This window comes from Streptomyces sp. NPDC002690 (genome assembly GCF_053592415.1).
In genome coordinates this window covers 1-15,398 of record NZ_JBSFVR010000173.1, presented here as the reverse complement: position 1 = coordinate 15,398, position 15,398 = coordinate 1, and the positions used below count along the sequence as shown (strand labels likewise).

Here is a 15,398-nt window from a genome sequence, read left to right as displayed (position 1 = left end):
ATCCTGTTGACCGCGCGCAGCGACGACATCGACGTGGTGGTGGGGCTGGAGTCGGGCGCCGACGACTACGTGGTGAAGCCGGTGCAGGGCCGGGTCCCGCCGCCGCTCCGGGCCGGCGGGCGGTGCGACGGGCCGGGTCGACTCGTCCCACAACCGCTCGGTGGAGAAGCGCTCGGCGGGCGGCGGGGTGGCCCGCACCGCGAGCCGGTCCCCGTCCCCGGAGGGCTCCGCCGGGCGGCGGGCCGGGGGCGCCGGGGCGGCTGCCGGCCGCGCCTTCGGCCCCTGCCCGCCGTCGCCCCGGCGCGCCCGTTCCACCAGCTCCCGGGTGGCCGGGGCCACTTCCTCGCCGAACGTCCGCAGCAGATCCGGGTGGTGGGCCGGCAGCAGGAAGGCACTGGTGCCGTGCTCCAGGGCCAGCGCGGCCAGTTGTTCCGGCCACGCGGCGGGAGGCCCCTCGGGGAAGCCGCCCGGCCCCGGCGAGAGGTTGTACAGCCGCCGTACGTCCGCCGGAGCGCGACCCGCCCGTTCGGCGGCCTCGTCGACGATCCGGTGGCCGGCCCCGAGGCGTGCCGGGGGCACGTGCGGCACGCTGGGCAGCCAGCCGTCGCCCACCGACCCGACCAGGTCCAGCATCCGGGGACCGACCGCCCCGACCCACAGGGACATGGGGTGGGCCGGGGCGGGGCCGGAGGCGGCCCCGTAGAGCCCGTAGTGCTTGCCGTCGAGGCGGACCTGCCGCCCCGGGGTCCAGAGCGCCCGGATGACCTCGATGGCCTCCCGGGTCGCCCGGACCGCCTCGCCGGGGGTCCTGCGCGGTCCGCCGTCCGCGGCGATCGAGTCCCAGTAGGCCCCCGCGCCGAGACCCAGCTCGACGCGTCCGCCGGTCAGCAGATCCAGGCTCGCCGCCGTACGGGCCAGCACGGCGGGCGGACGCAGCGGCAGGTTCGCCACGTTGGGGAAGACCCGCACCCGGGTAGTGGACGCGGCGATGACCGCGAGCGCCGCCCAGGCGTCGAGCATGCCCGGCTGGTACGGGTGGTCCGGGACGCTCACCAGGTCCAGTCCGGCCCGGTCGGCCGTGCGGGCGAGGGCGACGGCCGAGTCGCCGTCCCCTGCCGAAGGCACCAGGACGGTGCCGAAGAGGAGGTCTTGTCCGTAGTCGGGCATGCCTGTGGGCTCCTGGGATCGTCAGGCGGCGCTGGGGCCGCTGCTCGGGGCGGGGGCGGGTGCCACGGCCTTGCGGCGCAGGGAACCCGGACCCGCCAGGGCGGCCAGGGTGGCTACGCCGAGGGCGATCGCGGACATCACGAACGCCGTGGTGTAGCCGGACTCGACGGGGATCGGCGTGCCCGGGATCGTCTCCGCCGCGACCAGCGACGCCGCGATCTGCGCGCCCAGCGAGCCTCCGATGGTCCGCATGATGGTGTTGATGCCGGTCGCCTGGCCCGTCTGGCTGCGGTCGACGGCGCTGACCACGAGGTTGGCGAGGGCCGCGAAGGCGAACCCGACACCGATACCGAGGACGGCGGAACCCGCGTACATGGCCCACTCGCTGTCGTGCGCCGCCGCGTAGACGACGAAGCCGACCACGCCGATCAGGCAGGCCAGCACCAGCGGGAGCTTCCAGCCGAAGGCAGCGCCGAGCCGTCCGGCGAGCGGACTCGCGAACAGCATGGTCACCGCCATCGGCACCATGAACAGCCCCGACTCGGTGACCGAGGCGTCGAAGCCGTACCCGGCCCGGGAGGGGGTCTGCGCGAGCAGCGGGACGAGGGTGAAGGCCCCGTACATGCCGAAACCGATGATGAGTGCGGTGATGTGACTGGTCAGGACCGCGGGGCGGCGCAGCAGCTCGATGTCGATGAGCGGCTCGCGCACCTTGGTCTCCACGTACCAGAACACCGCCAGCAGGACGAGCGCGGCGACGAACAGGCCGATGACCGACACCGAGGCCCAGCCCCACGACTTGCCCTGGCTGATGGCGAGCAGCAGCGCCACGATGCCCGCGCTGAGCAGGAAGACGCCGGGCCAGTCGATGCGGCCGGGGGAGCGGACCGAGGACTCCTGGATGAAGGCGGCCACGGCGGCGATGCCCAGCAGGATCACGATCAGGCCGAGCCAGAAGATCCAGTGCCAGTCCAGCGCGTCCACGATCGGCCCCGGGATCACCAGGCCCACCCCGAAACCGATGCCGAAGGTGGAGGAGATCAGGCCGATGGCCACCGGGACCCGCTCGCGCGGGAACTGGTCGCGCACGATGCCGAAGGCCAGCGGGAAGGCGGCCGAGCCGACGCCCTGGACGGCGCGGGCCGCGATCAGCAGGCCGAGGGAGTCGGACAGCGTGGCGAGCAGGGTGCCGAGGGCGAAGACGCTGAGGCTCGCGATCAGTACCCGCTTCTTGCCGAACATGTCACCGACCCGGCCCAGCAGCGCGGTGGCGACGGAGGCGGTCAGGAGGAAGGAGCTGATCACCCAGGAGACGCCGGTCGTCGAGGCGCCGAACTCCTCCCGGAGGTTGGGCAGCGCCGGCACGACCATCGTCTGCATCAGCGAGAAGGACAGCACAGCGAGGAGCAGGGCGGCGAACGGTGCGGCGATGGAGCGTGCGGCCGGGGCGGGGGCCTGGTCCGCTGCGGGGGTGGTGGGCGTATCGGTCATCGAGCGGTCCTCCGGGACGTGGGCGCCGCCGTATGCGGAACGGGGCGGGAGCGCCAAATTAATATCACGACGGAATCATTCCATGATGGCTCTCTTACGTCCAGGCACTGTCTTCGCGTACGATGCCGATATGAGCGACACCGAGCAGTGCGGACCCGGCGGCACCCCCTCGGAGAGCGCCGGCCCGCGAGGGGACCTGCTCCCGGAGGGGCTCCGTCCGCCCACCCTGCTGGCCCTGCCCTCCTACGTCGCCAGCCACGTGGCCCGCATCGGGCACGAGGCCCTGGTCGACGCGGTGGGCCGCTCGGGGCTCCGGCTGCCGCACTTCGCCACGCTCACCGCGCTCGCCGACTTCGGCCCGCTGCCCCAGCACGTCATGGCGGACCGGCTGGGATTCCAGCGCAGCCATCTGGGCGGGTACCTCGACACCGTCGAGGAGCGGGGTCTGGTGCGGCGCACGCGGGACCGGGCGGACCGGCGGCGCCAGCTGGTGGAACTCACGGACGAGGGTGCCGCGGAGCAACGCCGACTGGGCGAGGTCGCCAAAGCGTCCCAGGACGCCTTCCTGTCCTGTCTGGACCCGGACGAGCGCGAGACGCTCACCCTGCTGCTGCGGCGCGTCCTCGACGCGGACGACCGCGCGGGCGGCTGACGGCTCCGGGGCACTGCCCCGGCCCCGGCCCCGGCCCCGGCGGGGGCCGGAGGTGTAGGGCGCACGTTTCCGGTTTCGGATCAACCGAGCTTCTTCGCGTGTTCCGCGTGTTCCGCGTGTTCCGCGTGTTCCGACGTGTTCCGTGCCGCGCGCCGTGCGCGTGCGGCGGGGCACGGCGGTATCTGTCGCACCAGTCGCACCAGTCGCACCAGTCGCACCAGTCGCACCAGGAGGGGCGAATGCTCGATTTGGCCGGAGAACTGCGTCGATGGCGGGCCGAGGGGAAGGATTTCGCGGTGGCCACCGTGGTCGGCGTCCAGGGCAGCGCCCCGAGGCAGCCCGGTGCGGCCCTCGCCCTGGACCGGACGGGCACGGTGCTCGGCTCGGTCTCCGGGGGCTGCGTGGAGGGGGCGGTCCACGAGCTCTGTGAACGTGCCCTGGACGAGGGGCAGGCCCTGCTGGAACGATTCGGCTTCAGCGACGAGGACGCCTTCGCCGTCGGCCTCACCTGCGGCGGCGTCATCGACGTCCTGGTCACCCCGGTCCTGGCGGCCGGGGGCGCCCGGGTGCTGGACGACGCGCTGGACCACGCGGCGGCCGGCAGCGGCGTCGCGCTCGTGCGGGTGCTGGACGGCCTGCCGGATCATCCGGGTGGCGGCCTGCTGACCGTCCGTCCGGACGGCTCACGCGCAGGGACGCTCGGTGGTGACCCCCGGCTGGACGGGGCCGCCGCGGCGGAGGCCGCGGCGCTGCTCGCGGCCGGCCGGACGGGCACCGTGACCCTGGGGGCCGACGGCTCGTACTGCGGGCGCCCGGTCACTCTGTTCGTCGAGTCCTCGGCACCTCCGCCCCGTCTGATCGTCTTCGGCGCCAACGACTTCGCCGCCGCGCTGACGCGGATCGGTGCCTTCCTCGGCTACCGCGTCACCGTCTGCGACGCCCGGCCCGCCTTTCTCACCCCGGCCCGCTTCCCCGGGGCGGACGAGGTGGTCGTCGACTGGCCGCACCGCTACCTCGCGGGAACCGAAGTGGACGCCCGGACCGTGCTCTGCGTGGTCACCCACGACCCCAAGTTCGACCTGCCGCTGCTCGCCCTCGCCCTGCGGATGCCGGTCGCCTACGTCGGAGCGATGGGTTCCCGCCGGGTGCACGGCGAGCGGGTGGTGCGGCTGAGAGCAGAGGGCGTCACCGAGGCCCAACTGGCCCGGCTCGCCTCGCCGATCGGGCTCGATCTCGGCGGCCGTACACCGGAGGAGACAGCCGTCTCCGTCGCCGCGCAGCTGGTCGCCGGACGGCACGGCGGCACCGGACTCCCCCTCGCGTCCACCGAGTTGCCGCTGCACCGCTCGTCCTCGGCGCCGCCCGCCGCGGACGGGAAGGGGCATACGGCGGCACCGGAAATCGCTGCCCGGTTCCTACGTCACTCTCTTCGGGCGGGAAGTCCCGGATGACCGTTGGCGACCCGCGGTGCGGTTCGGTACGCCGGAAAACGGGAGGGCGTGCAGGTCGGCACGAGCGCGGGCAATTCCCTGCAAGCCCTAAGTGATGGGCCACATATTGGATACTGTTTCATGCGACTGCAACAGTCTCTTTACCCTGCGGCCCTGTGGGTTCGCTAGTCCCGTTCGTAGAATTGCACCCACCTACGTGACCGCACTCCGCGAACGTGTCCAGGGGGCCAACAATGTCGCACACTTCGTCGCAGCGGTTGCCGGGGCCTCTCATACCGGAGGAGGCCGCGCTGTCCCGCCGCGCCGGGGCGGCGGCCGCGGTGCTGTCGCCGTCCGTCGGGCTGCCGGTCCACGCCGCGCGCTCCGCGCCGGACGGCTGGCGCATTCTCATCGTGGAGAACGACGCCTCCGAGGCCTGCGCGCTGGTGGACGGTCTGCGCCGGCACGGTCACGAGGTTGCCGCCGTGGATCGTGGAAGCGCGGCGCTGGAGGCCCACGAGGACGTGGACCTGGTCCTGTTGGACCTTGATCTCCCCGACCTGGACGGACTGGAGGTGTGCAAGGGAATCCGCGCGGTGAGCTGCGTGCCGATGATCGTCGTCACCGCACGCGGCTCCGAACTCGACCGCGTCCTCGGGCTGCAGTCCGGCGCCGACGACTACCTCGTCAAGCCTTACGGGTTCCGGGAGCTGATGGCCCGGATCGACGCGGTCATGCGCCGGGTACGCTCTCGGCGCTCCGCGGGCGCGGCGATCGACCGAGGTCCTCTGCACATCGACGTGAATTCCCGTGAAGTCCGTCTCGCCGGACGGCACGTGGGGCTGACCCGCAAGGAATTCGATCTTCTCTGCGTGCTCGCCTCGTACCCGGACACCGTAATTCCGAGAAAGAGGTTGCTCCAGCAGGTGTGGGGAGATTCCTGGTCCAGGCGGACCGTGGACACCCACGTCAGCAGCCTCCGTGGAAAATTGGGCGCGAACGGATGGATCATTACGGTGCGAGGGGTCGGATTCAAGCTCGGAAGTGGTTGACCCGTCACGCGCCCATGACGGTCTCACTGGATTTCCTTCACAAGAAATCCTTGCCGGTCCGGATTCCGGAATGCCGTTCCCGGCCGTGCCGCCGGATGCCGCCGCTCAGTCGGTGGCTCCGGCGGCGGGAGCCGCCGCGGGGAGCGGGGTCCGTGCGGCGCGGGTCACGTCGGCGACGAGTTCCACCACGTCGGGGCCGTACGCCTCGGAGTTGACGACCTTCAGCAGCAGGCAGAAGGTCGAGTCGCGGTAGGTGCGCGCCAGCTTCTCGTAGTTGCGGGTGAGATAGCGGGCCGCCGCCTGGTTGGTGATGGCGTGCTGGCCGCAGAAGAGGAACACCGGGCGGGCGTCCCTGCCGATGCTCAGGCGGGCCAGCAGGACGTGTTCCAGGAGCCCCTTCTCCGCCGGGTAGCGCTCCGTGCCGATGAGGAACGAGGACCGGTCAGGACCCGGCTTGCGGTCGGTGTTCACCCGTACCCCGGGAAGCAGCGACTGGAGGTGCGCGGCCATGCGCCGGTTCGACCCGGGCCCGCCCACGCAGTATTCCGTGCGTTCGCCGAAACCCTGCCGAGCCGTGTCGTGGGAGAGGATCTGCGCATGAGCGTCGCAGTCCTTGATCATCGCCGAGAGTTCCAGCAGGGCGAAGACGTCGTGACGGTGCACCGCGCCCTCCGTCCCCGGGTCCCGGTTGACGACGAGCAGGCATTCGGAGTTGGCCGGAAGCCCGAAGAACGCCTGCTTGCGGCGGAGTTTGCGGCGCCAGAGGTAGGTACGGGCGATCCAGCCGAGAGCGGCGCTTATCCCTGCGGCTATGACGCCCAGCACGATGTTGCGTACGTCGTCGGTCATGGCCGGGGATAGTAGCGGGCATCCGGGTGCCTGTTCGAGGCGGTCCTGGTGATCCGTCCGGTAACCCGCCCCGAAAAATCCTCCCCCAGGGTGCTGGCGGGTGCGCGACGACAGCGTCGACACCTTGCCGCGTCGTCGGAACGGCCCGCCGCATCCCGTACGCGAACGCTCCTCCGCCGTGCGACGCCGTGCGACGCCGTGCGGCGCCCCGCCCCGGGTCGACGGACGACAGTGCCGGTTCCCGCCCGACGGGGGAACCGGCACTGCTTGGAACCGGCGCTGCTTCCTCCAGCGGCTACGGGTTGACGCAGCCGATCGAGCCGATCGGGAAGTTGTTGCCGGTCGATGTCGCCGTGAAGCCGAAGGTGACGCTTCCGTCCGGCGGGATGGTCCGGTTGTAGTCGACGTTCTTGACCGTCAGAGTGCCGTCGGACCCGGTGGTCAGTGCGCCGTTCCAGACACTGTTGACCTTGGTGCCCGTGCCGGGCGTCCACTTCACGGCCCAGCCGTCACGCGCGGTCGTGTCGTGGTTCATGACTTCGACGGAGCCCTGGAAGCCGCCGCTCCAGGAGTTGGTCACGCTGTAGACGGCCATGCAGCCGGTGTGCGGGTCGGTGGGAGTCGGAGTGGGCGTCGGGGTCGGCGTCGGCGTCGGTGTGGGCGTCGGCGTGGGGGTCGGTGTGGGTGTGGGGGTCGGCGTGGGGGTCGGCGTGGTGCCCGCGCCACGGATGCCGGTCACCTCGCCCTTGCCGCCGTCGAAGACGATGTCGGAGCAGGAGAAGAAGTTCTCCTGGCTGTCCGAGCGAACCCACTGGATGAACATCACCGCGTCACCCGAGCGGCCCGACGGCAGGGTCGTGTTCCAGTAGTAGTGGCCACCGTCGGTACCCGGTGATCCGATCGCCGGCGGGTTGCTGACGGTCTGGATCAGCTCCAGGTCGTCCCAGCCCAGTTCGGTGCTGGGGGAGTAGCCGGCCTTGGACACGTACACCCGGAACTCGCCCGGGTGGGCGGCCCAGTTGCTGTGATCGACCTCGATCGTACTGCCGGAGGTCAGGTGCGTGCGGGGCCAGTCGGCGCGGGGGGCGTTGTAGCCGGTGAAGTTGTACGGCGACTTGTCACCGGCGCTGCACAGCTTTCCGTCCGGTACGTAACCCGCGCCTCGTCCACCGGCGTTGGAGTCGAGCACGGCGAACCAGTTGTACAGCGAGTTCGCGCCGCTCTCGGCGAGAGCGGCCTTGCACGCCGGGTTCGTCGGGTCCAGAGAGCCCGTGCTGGTCTTGGCGTCCAGCCAGCAGAGGTAGGTCCGCGATCCCGGCGCCATCGCGACGCCGTGCGCCTGCGCGTTGCCCTGGCCCAGCAGGGCCAGGGCGATCCCGCCCAGCAGCGTCGCGAACACCGCCGCCAGGGAGACGAGTCGTCTCTTGTGTCGAACCATGGAAGTCTCCAGTGCCTGTGTGGGGTTGTCCTCCTGTGGGCCTGCCTCCTGCGCTCATGACGGGTCGGCTCTTCGGGAGCAGGAGGTTGCAGGACCGGGCGCGTACGGCGGCCACAGCGTCGAGTGCGCGGTTGTCGGGCCGTGGGAAAGCGTTGGCGGAGCGGTGGCTGGACGGGGCGGTCAGTGAATCGGGAGTGCCTGGACCGCCTGTATTGGGAGCGCTCCCATTGTTGCGTTCACGGAAACTGTAGGAGTGCGTCATGACCCTGACAACCCATCGGACCGGAATGTCTGAGGACCGGTTCGGGAGCGGTGCGCCGGGGCGGGTGACGAGGTGTGGCGACGTACTCCCTCCGTGCGCGCCGGTGACATGGGGATGCCTTCTCCCGGCGGCGGCTCCCGGGCCGGTCGCACTGCCCGCGGCCGGGGGTGCCGCCTCGCGGTCCGCAGGTGGCACGGCGCCGCCTCGTACGCGCCGACGGCGGCGAATCGTGTCCAAGAGCTTGACGACCTGTCGCGCGACCCCTGAGATTGGGAGCGCTCCCACTTCAAATCCCTCGGTTACGCGGCCCCTCGCGCTCCCGTAGCGGTGCACCCCGAAACCTTTCGGGCCGGCTCCAACGGTCCGAGTGGCGCTGTCACGGCGATGGCGGGCCGGCCCCCACGGTCCCGCGCCCAGGCCCGTGCCGGCGTGCTGGACCGCTCCGGGGCGGCACGCTGCGGGAGCCTTCCTGCCGCGTACCCCTCTGCGTACGAGGAGGAATGCCGTGAAACGCCTTCTGGCCCTACTGGCGACCTGCGCGACGGTCCTGGGTCTCGCGACCCTGTTCAGCCCCCAGGCGGTGGCTGCCGCCGGATGCAAGGTCGACTACACGATCGCCAGTCAGTGGCAGGGCGGATTCCAGGCCGGAGTGAAGATCACCAACCTGGGTGATCCCGTGTCCGCGTGGACGCTCGCGTTCACCATGCCGGACGCGGGGCAGAAGCTCGTCCAGGGCTGGAACGCCACCTGGACGCAGTCCGGTTCGACGGTCACCACCGTCGGCCTCGACTGGAACCGGTCACTGGCCACCGGCGCGGCGGTCGACGTCGGATTCACCGGCTCCTACACGGGCTCCAACCCGAAGCCCACGGCGTTCACGCTCAACGGCGTCGCCTGCACGGGCACCGTCGGCGGCGGCACCCCGACTCCCGACCCGACGCCCGACCCGACCACGCCCGTGCCGAGCACCGGTACCCCGGTGGAGACCAACGGGCAGGTGCACGTCTGCGGCGTGAACCTGTGCAACCAGTACAACCGCCCCATCCAGTTGCGCGGGATGAGCACCCACGGCATCCAGTGGTTCAGCGGCTGCTACAACGACGCCTCCATGGACGCCCTGGCGCACGACTGGAAGGCGGACCTGCTGCGCATCGCCATGTACGTGCAGGAAGACGGCTACGAGACCGACCCGGCGGGCTTCACCAGCCGGGTGAACAGCCTCGTCGACATGGCCGAAGCCCGTGGCATGTACGCACTGATCGATTTTCACACGCTGACGCCGGGCGACCCGAACTACAACCTCGCGCGCGCGAAGACGTTCTTCGCGTCCGTCGCCGCCCGCAACGCGAACAAGAAGAACGTGATCTACGAGATCGCCAATGAGCCCAACGGTGTGAGCTGGGCGGGCATCAAGAGCTATGCCGAGCAGGTCATCCCGGTGATCCGGGCCGCCGACCCGGACGCCGTCGTCGTCGTCGGCACCCGCGGCTGGTCCTCGCTGGGAGTCTCCGACGGATCCAGTGAGAGCGAGGTCGTCAACAACCCCGTCAATGCCGCCAACATCATGTACGCGTTCCACTTCTACGCTGCCAGCCACAAGGACAACTACCGTGCCGTACTGAGCCGTGCGGCCACTCAACTGCCGATGTTCGTCACCGAGTTCGGAACCGTGAGTGCCACCGGTGGCGGCGCGTTGGACCGGCAGAGCACCACGGCCTGGCTGGACCTGCTCGATCAGCTGAAGATCGGGTACGCGAACTGGACCTACAGCGACGCCCCCGAGAGCAGTGCGGCGTTCCAGCCCGGCACCTGTGACGGAAGCGACTACAGCAGCAGCGGCGTGCTGACCGAGTCGGGGACGCTGCTCAAGAGCCGGATCAGCACCTCCGACAACTTCCCCACCGGCTGATCCACCAGTCGCCCCACCGACTGACCCGTCCGCTCCAGCTGCCCGTCGGCCCGTGACGGGGTTCCGGCCGTGCCGGAGCCCCGCCCCGGCGCCGTTCCTTCCGGCGTCGAGTCGGACGTGTCGTGCCGGAACGCACCCGGCCACCCACAGCCACTCCGGACGGACATCCCCCACTGTCCGGGATCACACGAGAGTGAGGAAAGCACCATGGGTCTGCTCGACAAATACCGTGACGGTGTACTCGGACTGTTCCGTGCCATCGTCGGGTTGCTGTTCTCCTGCCACGGGGCGGCAACGCTGTTCGGCGTGTTCGGTGGCCCCCACGGCGTTTCCCCGCAGCTGTGGGAGTGGCCCGGATGGTGGGCCGCGGTCGTCCAACTGGTCGGCGGCGTCCTGGTACTGGTGGGCTACGGCACCCGGGCATCGGCGGTGATCTGCTCCGGCTCCATGGCGTACGCCTACTTCGGCACCCACCAGGCGACCGCGCTCCTTCCCATCGAGAACGGCGGTGAGGCAGCCGCCATGTTCTGCTGGGCGTTCCTCCTCATCGCGGCCATGGGCCCGGGGCGTTGGGCCCTGGACCAGGTCCTGGCGCGAAGCGACGACGCACGGACAAAGGCACCGCTCACCCCGCGCTGAGCCCCGTTCCAGGGTCCGGTTCCGCAGACGCTTCCCCGATTCCCGGCATCCCGGGTGGCGGGACCGGTCCCGGGCGGCGGCCCCGGCCCGCGTGACGGACCAACGGCGTCCGTGACGCGGGCCGGGGCCGCACGCGGGTAACGGGGCCTCGGCGTGACATCCGGGGCCCGTTCGAGGCGGTCCTGACGATCCGGCCGGGCCGGGGTTACTCTGCGCGGACGGTTCTCAACTGGAGGTACGCATGCGTCGTCCCGTCGGACGGAACGTATCGGTCCTGGCAGTGCTCGCCGTGGTGGCGTCCGTCGGGGCGGCAGCCCCCGCAGGATCGTCGCCACGACCAGGCTTACCGGCCAAGACGCCGGTGGCCGCCGGGTACGGGGGAGCGGTGGCCAGTGTGGACGCGGACGCCACCGCGGCCGGTATCGAGGTGCTGCGCAAGGGCGGCAACGCCGTGGACGCGGCCGTGGCGACGGCCGCCGCGCTCGGCGTCACCGAACCGTACTCGGCCGGGATCGGCGGTGGCGGATACTTCGTTTACTACGACGCCAAGTCCCGTACCGTGCAGACCATCGACGGCCGCGAGACGGCGCCCCGCAGCGCGGACTCCTCGCTCTTCCTGGAGAACGGCAAGCCGCTCGCCTTCAATGACGCCGTCACCAGCGGACTGAGCATCGGCACCCCCGGCACCCCCGCCACCTGGGACAAGGCGCTCGACGCCTGGGGCACCAAGTCGCTGGGCACGCTGCTGAGGCCCGCCGAACGCCTGGCCCGTGACGGGTTCGTCGTGGACGGCACCTTCCGCAGCCAGACCGAGGGGAACCAGGAGCGGTTCGCGGACTTCCCCGCGACCGCGAAACTCTTCCTGCCCGGTGGTGAACTGCCGCTCGTGGGCTCGGTTTTCAAGAACGCGGACCTGGCCCGTACGTACGAGAAGCTCGGCCGCGAAGGGGTCGAGGAGCTCTACCGGGGCGATCTGGCCGAGGACATCGTGCGCACCGTGCGCAATCCTCCCGTCGACCCGGCGTCCGGCCGCGTCGCGCGGGCGGGCGACCTGTCGGCCAAGGACCTGAAGGCGTACCGGGCGCTGCGGCAGGCGCCGACCGCGGTGGGCTACCGGGGGCTCGACGTCTACGGCATCGCCCCCTCCTCGTCCGGCGGGACCAGCGTCGGTGAGGCCCTCAACATCCTGGAGTCCACCGACCTCGCGAAGGCGAGCCAGGCGCAGTACCTGCACCGGTTCATCGAGGCGAGCCGGATCGCCTTCGCGGACCGGGGGCGCTGGGTCGGCGACCCCGCGTTCGAAGACGTGCCGACGGCGGGACTGCTCAGTCAGCGGTTCGCCGACTCGCGCGCCTGCCTCGTCCGCGACGACGCCGTGCTCACCAGCCCACTGGCGCCCGGGGACCCCAAGTCCCCGACCCCCTGTGCGACGGGCGGGACCGCCGCCCCCACGACCTTCGAGGGGGAGAACACCACCCATCTGACGGCCGCCGACAAGTGGGGCAACGTCGTCGCCTACACCCTCACCATCGAGTCCACCGGCGGCAGCGGCATCACGGTCCCCGGACGCGGATTCCTGCTCAACAACGAGCTGACGGACTTCTCCTTCGCGCCCGCCAACCCGGCCGTGCACGACCCGAACCTGCCCGGTCCGGGCAAGCGCCCGCGCTCCTCGATCTCGCCGACGATCGTGCTCGACCACGGGAAGCCGGTACTGGCGCTCGGCTCGCCCGGCGGAGCGACCATCATCACCACCGTGCTCCAGACCCTGACCGGTCGGCTCGACCGCGGGCTCCCGCTCGTCGACGCCATCGCGGCGCCTCGCGCCAGCCAGCGCAACGCCGCGGCCACCGAGATCGAGCCCGCTCTGTGGGACAGCCCGCTGCGGGCCCAACTGGAGTCCCTGGGGCACGTGTTCAAGCTGAACCCGGAGATCGGCGCGGCCACCGGCATCGAGCGACTGCCCGACGGGCGGTGGCTCGCGGCGGCGGAGACGGTACGCCGGGGCGGCGGCTCGGCGATGGTGGTGACGCCGAGCGACGGCAGGCGCTGATCGTTTCACCCCGGCTGCCGACGCCCGGGTGAGCGTGGACCCGGTCGGTGCTGTGCGGGACTGCGGGCAGGCAGAGGAGGGAGCCTGCCCGCAGCAGCCGGAATCCACGGCGGACGACTTGCCGGGTGGATGACCACCTCTGTGCTGGGCGAACAGCGGCCCGGCGCGCTGGCGCAGCGGAGGGATCGAACGGCAGACGGCGGAGGTCACGAGCGTGCCACCGGGCGGCCCGCGAACGTGCGGTGAGTCCGGCGGGCCGGTCCGTCCATCCGTCCGCCGTTCGGCAAGAACGCCGGGTCCGTCGGAGCGCCGTCGGGATGCGGGGGCCGTCGTCGGTGATGGCCACCGTGTGCTCGGCGTGGGCGGCCCGGCTGCCTTCCGTGGTCCGCAGCGTTCAGCCGTCGGCGCCCGGCCGGAAGCGGTCCCCACCGCCGGCGATCAGTACCGGCTCGATGGCCGGCACCATGCCGTTGGCCGGCACCATGCCGCTGCGCAGGGAGTCCCCGGCCCAGCCGTCCAGCGTCGCGCCCGCGTCGATTCCCCTGGGACCGACGCCGGTCCGCGCCGCCTCGCGTACGGCGTTCAGCATCTGCGCCACGACTCTGCCGGCCTCGCGCATCGCTGCCAGGCCGGTTTCCGTCCTGAGCCGCACCACGCCAATTACTATACCGATCGAGGCGGTATTAGAATGACGGCATGGTTCGAACGCCCCTGACCCCCGAAGAGCGCCGCCGCGGCGAGCGGCTCGGCGCTCTGCTCCGTGAGGCCCGCGGTGGGCGCAGCATGGTCGCCGTCGCGGCGAGTGCCGGCCTCTCCGCCGAGACCCTCCGAAAAATCGAGACCGGCCGCGCCCCGACGCCTGCCTTCTTCACCGTCGCGGCCATCGCCACCGCTCTCGGGCTCACTCTGGACGAGATCCTCGCGGGCTGCGCCGAGGAGCCCGGCACGGCGGAACCCGCGGGACCGGCGCCCGTCCCCGCCGGGTACCTGCTGCCGCTGGGCGCCTGAGGGTCGTGATCGAGCCCATGGCTTGCCCCTTGGGACGTGACTGCCCCCTTCCCGTAGGGCGGGCGATGCCCGGCACCTCGCCGCACCGGCCGAAGGCCCGAGTGCGTCCAGTACGGGGGCTTCCGGCCGGAGCGCACGCACCTGACGCCGCTCCTCGACGGGCGAACCTTGACCGACGCGGCACTAGGCTCGGGCCGTGACTCTCCAGGACTTCGCCCGCAGCGAGTACGTCAGCCTGACCACCTACCGCAAGGACGGCACCCCCGTCGCCACGCCCGTATGGGCGGCGGCCGACGGCGGGACGCTTTACGTCTGGACCCGCTCCGACTCGTGGAAGGTGAAGCGGCTGCGCCACACCGCGAGGGTTCGTGTCACGGTCTGCGACGTCAAGGGCCGGATCGCCGAGGGCGCGCCGAGCGCCGAGGGCACCGCCCGGCTCCTCGAAGGGGCGGACATGGTGGCCGTACGCAAGGCGCTGGCCCGCAAGTACACCTGGAAGTTCCGGCTGGTCGACTGGCCGGCCATGGTCGTACGGCTCGGGAAGCGGCCGCACACCGGGATCGCGGTGACCTTCTGAGAAGGTGCCCCGCCCGGAGGGGTTGCGCCACGCGGCCCTGTGGTCCGTGATGTCGGTGCCTCGGACTCGAAAAGTGGGCGTAGCCGCGTCGTAACACGGCTGCGGTCGAATGCGAGCTGACTGGAGGGTTCCAGCCGAGGGCCGACGAGGGCGGCGATGACGGTGCATCAACACGTGGTCGAAGTGGACGAGTTCGCGCGGTACCTGGGGGAGCTGGCCGCCCGTCTGGACCCCGGGAGCGGTTGGTACGGAGTTTTTGTCCGGCGTGACCCCGCCGGGATGAGGGCCTGCTTCGACGGGGTCGAGATACCGCCCTGGGACGTGGTCGAGTCGCTTCTGCAGGATCTGGCCGCCCTCCACGGTGCACGATTCGCCGAACAGGAGTCCGTGCGGGCCGCCTCCCTCTACTCCGCATCGGCGGCGGCCTACGACCGGCGTCCGGGTGGACGCCAGGAGCTGCACCGGCGACTGGAGTTGATGGTTCACGAGCAGGAGGAGGCGGCGCGCCGGCTGCGGGCCGCAGGAGCGGGCGGAGCGCGGGGCGCCGACCGGCAAGCACTCGCCTGGGCCCAGGACGATCACGGCCGCGCCTTAGCGCGTTGTGCCGAGCTCCGCAGTCGGCTGGCGGCGATCGCGGCCCCGCGCGACTGGTTCAGGCCGGAGAGTGGCGGTCGGGGAGACGTACCCGACGCTCCCGGCGCTCCCCGCGCTACCGGCGCTCCCCCCGCTCCCGGCGCCGAGGGCGCCGAGGGCGCCGACGTGCGGGATCGGGGCGTACCCTGACGCGGTGCGCGGTCGCCTCGAAGACCGCGGGCCAGCCGAGGATCTCCGCGTACTCCCTCGGTGGCATGGGCTCGATCAGCGTGGAGCT

12 protein-coding genes and 3 pseudogenes are annotated in these 15,398 nt (G+C 71.5%); 10 read left to right on the top strand and 5 right to left on the bottom strand.

All coding sequences use genetic code 11. From position 1 onward, the window contains the following. A pseudogene (locus ACWD3D_RS21335) lies at positions 1–96 on the top strand (DNA-binding response regulator); the annotation flags it as partial. Positions 97–498: 402 nt separating this feature from the next. On the opposite strand, the pseudogene ACWD3D_RS21330 reads toward ACWD3D_RS21335, so the two are convergent. Both ACWD3D_RS21330 and ACWD3D_RS21325 read right to left on the bottom strand, forming a co-directional pair. Continuing rightward, positions 499–1,167, bottom strand: a pseudogene (locus ACWD3D_RS21330) (LLM class flavin-dependent oxidoreductase); the annotation flags it as partial. 21 nt (positions 1,168–1,188) lie between these two features. Further along, positions 1,189–2,715, bottom strand: a complete 1,527-nt coding sequence (locus ACWD3D_RS21325) for an MFS transporter (RefSeq protein WP_451462412.1) — start codon at positions 2,713–2,715, stop codon at positions 1,189–1,191. Between the two features lie 73 nt (positions 2,716–2,788). Between ACWD3D_RS21325 and ACWD3D_RS21320 the strand changes: the two genes are divergently transcribed. From ACWD3D_RS21320 to ACWD3D_RS21310, 3 genes are all read left to right on the top strand, one after another. Further along, on the top strand, positions 2,789–3,310 hold the full coding sequence (locus ACWD3D_RS21320; RefSeq protein WP_451462411.1) for a MarR family winged helix-turn-helix transcriptional regulator: 522 nt from the start codon (positions 2,789–2,791) through the stop codon (positions 3,308–3,310). 239 nt (positions 3,311–3,549) lie between these two features. Continuing rightward, positions 3,550–4,761, top strand: coding sequence for an XdhC family protein (locus ACWD3D_RS21315; RefSeq protein WP_451462413.1), 1,212 nt, complete (start codon positions 3,550–3,552; stop codon positions 4,759–4,761). A gap of 233 nt (positions 4,762–4,994) precedes the next feature. Continuing rightward, positions 4,995–5,792 carry a response regulator transcription factor gene (locus tag ACWD3D_RS21310; protein ID WP_451462410.1) on the top strand — a complete coding sequence of 266 codons (798 nt, stop codon included), beginning with the start codon at positions 4,995–4,997 and terminating at the stop codon, positions 5,790–5,792. A 105-nt stretch (positions 5,793–5,897) separates the two neighbouring features. Here the strand turns inward: ACWD3D_RS21310 and ACWD3D_RS21305 are convergent, their stop codons facing one another. Continuing rightward, positions 5,898–6,641, bottom strand: coding sequence for a hypothetical protein (locus tag ACWD3D_RS21305; RefSeq protein WP_451462409.1), 744 nt, complete (start codon positions 6,639–6,641; stop codon positions 5,898–5,900). Positions 6,642–6,936: 295 nt separating this feature from the next. Next, positions 6,937–8,079, bottom strand: a complete 1,143-nt coding sequence (locus ACWD3D_RS21300; protein WP_451462408.1) for a lytic polysaccharide monooxygenase auxiliary activity family 9 protein — start codon at positions 8,077–8,079, stop codon at positions 6,937–6,939. 767 nt (positions 8,080–8,846) lie between these two features. On the opposite strand from ACWD3D_RS21300, the gene ACWD3D_RS21295 reads away from it, so the two are divergent. The 3 genes from ACWD3D_RS21295 (at position 8,847) to ggt (ending at position 12,942) form a co-directional block, all read left to right on the top strand. Continuing rightward, positions 8,847–10,250 (top strand): cellulase family glycosylhydrolase, encoded by a 1,404-nt coding sequence (locus tag ACWD3D_RS21295; protein WP_451462407.1) that lies wholly within the window; start codon positions 8,847–8,849, stop codon positions 10,248–10,250. A 207-nt stretch (positions 10,251–10,457) separates the two neighbouring features. Next, positions 10,458–10,889, top strand: a complete 432-nt coding sequence (locus tag ACWD3D_RS21290; protein ID WP_451462406.1) for a DoxX family protein — start codon at positions 10,458–10,460, stop codon at positions 10,887–10,889. A 241-nt stretch (positions 10,890–11,130) separates the two neighbouring features. Next, the gene (gene ggt / locus ACWD3D_RS21285; RefSeq protein WP_451462405.1) at positions 11,131–12,942 is read left to right on the top strand and encodes a gamma-glutamyltransferase; all 1,812 of its coding nucleotides are present in this window, start codon (positions 11,131–11,133) and stop codon (positions 12,940–12,942) included. A 304-nt stretch (positions 12,943–13,246) separates the two neighbouring features. On the opposite strand, the pseudogene ACWD3D_RS21280 reads toward ggt, so the two are convergent. Further along, positions 13,247–13,420: pseudogene (locus ACWD3D_RS21280) on the bottom strand (type I methionyl aminopeptidase); the annotation flags it as partial. A 218-nt stretch (positions 13,421–13,638) separates the two neighbouring features. On the opposite strand from ACWD3D_RS21280, the gene ACWD3D_RS21275 reads away from it, so the two are divergent. The 3 genes from ACWD3D_RS21275 (at position 13,639) to ACWD3D_RS21265 (ending at position 15,310) form a co-directional block, all read left to right on the top strand. Next, positions 13,639–13,950: a helix-turn-helix domain-containing protein gene (locus ACWD3D_RS21275; protein WP_451462404.1), complete on the top strand. Its 312-nt coding sequence runs from the start codon at positions 13,639–13,641 to the stop codon at positions 13,948–13,950. A gap of 196 nt (positions 13,951–14,146) precedes the next feature. Then, positions 14,147–14,527: a PPOX class F420-dependent oxidoreductase gene (locus ACWD3D_RS21270; protein WP_451462403.1), complete on the top strand. Its 381-nt coding sequence runs from the start codon at positions 14,147–14,149 to the stop codon at positions 14,525–14,527. A 156-nt stretch (positions 14,528–14,683) separates the two neighbouring features. Then, positions 14,684–15,310: a hypothetical protein gene (locus ACWD3D_RS21265; protein WP_451462402.1), complete on the top strand. Its 627-nt coding sequence runs from the start codon at positions 14,684–14,686 to the stop codon at positions 15,308–15,310. Positions 15,311–15,398 lie beyond the last annotated feature (88 nt).

Coding starts and splice junctions, on each gene's coding strand:
- ACWD3D_RS21275 (WP_451462404.1), top strand. CDS start 13,639: ATGGTTCGAACGCCCCTGACCCCCGAAGAGCGCCGCCGCGGCGAGCGG.
- ACWD3D_RS21300 (WP_451462408.1), bottom strand. CDS start 8,079: ATGGTTCGACACAAGAGACGACTCGTCTCCCTGGCGGCGGTGTTCGCG.
- ACWD3D_RS21310 (WP_451462410.1), top strand. CDS start 4,995: ATGTCGCACACTTCGTCGCAGCGGTTGCCGGGGCCTCTCATACCGGAG.
- ACWD3D_RS21320 (WP_451462411.1), top strand. CDS start 2,789: ATGAGCGACACCGAGCAGTGCGGACCCGGCGGCACCCCCTCGGAGAGC.
- ggt (WP_451462405.1), top strand. CDS start 11,131: ATGCGTCGTCCCGTCGGACGGAACGTATCGGTCCTGGCAGTGCTCGCC.
- ACWD3D_RS21290 (WP_451462406.1), top strand. CDS start 10,458: ATGGGTCTGCTCGACAAATACCGTGACGGTGTACTCGGACTGTTCCGT.
- ACWD3D_RS21305 (WP_451462409.1), bottom strand. CDS start 6,641: ATGACCGACGACGTACGCAACATCGTGCTGGGCGTCATAGCCGCAGGG.
- ACWD3D_RS21265 (WP_451462402.1), top strand. CDS start 14,684: ATGACGGTGCATCAACACGTGGTCGAAGTGGACGAGTTCGCGCGGTAC.
- ACWD3D_RS21315 (WP_451462413.1), top strand. CDS start 3,550: ATGCTCGATTTGGCCGGAGAACTGCGTCGATGGCGGGCCGAGGGGAAG.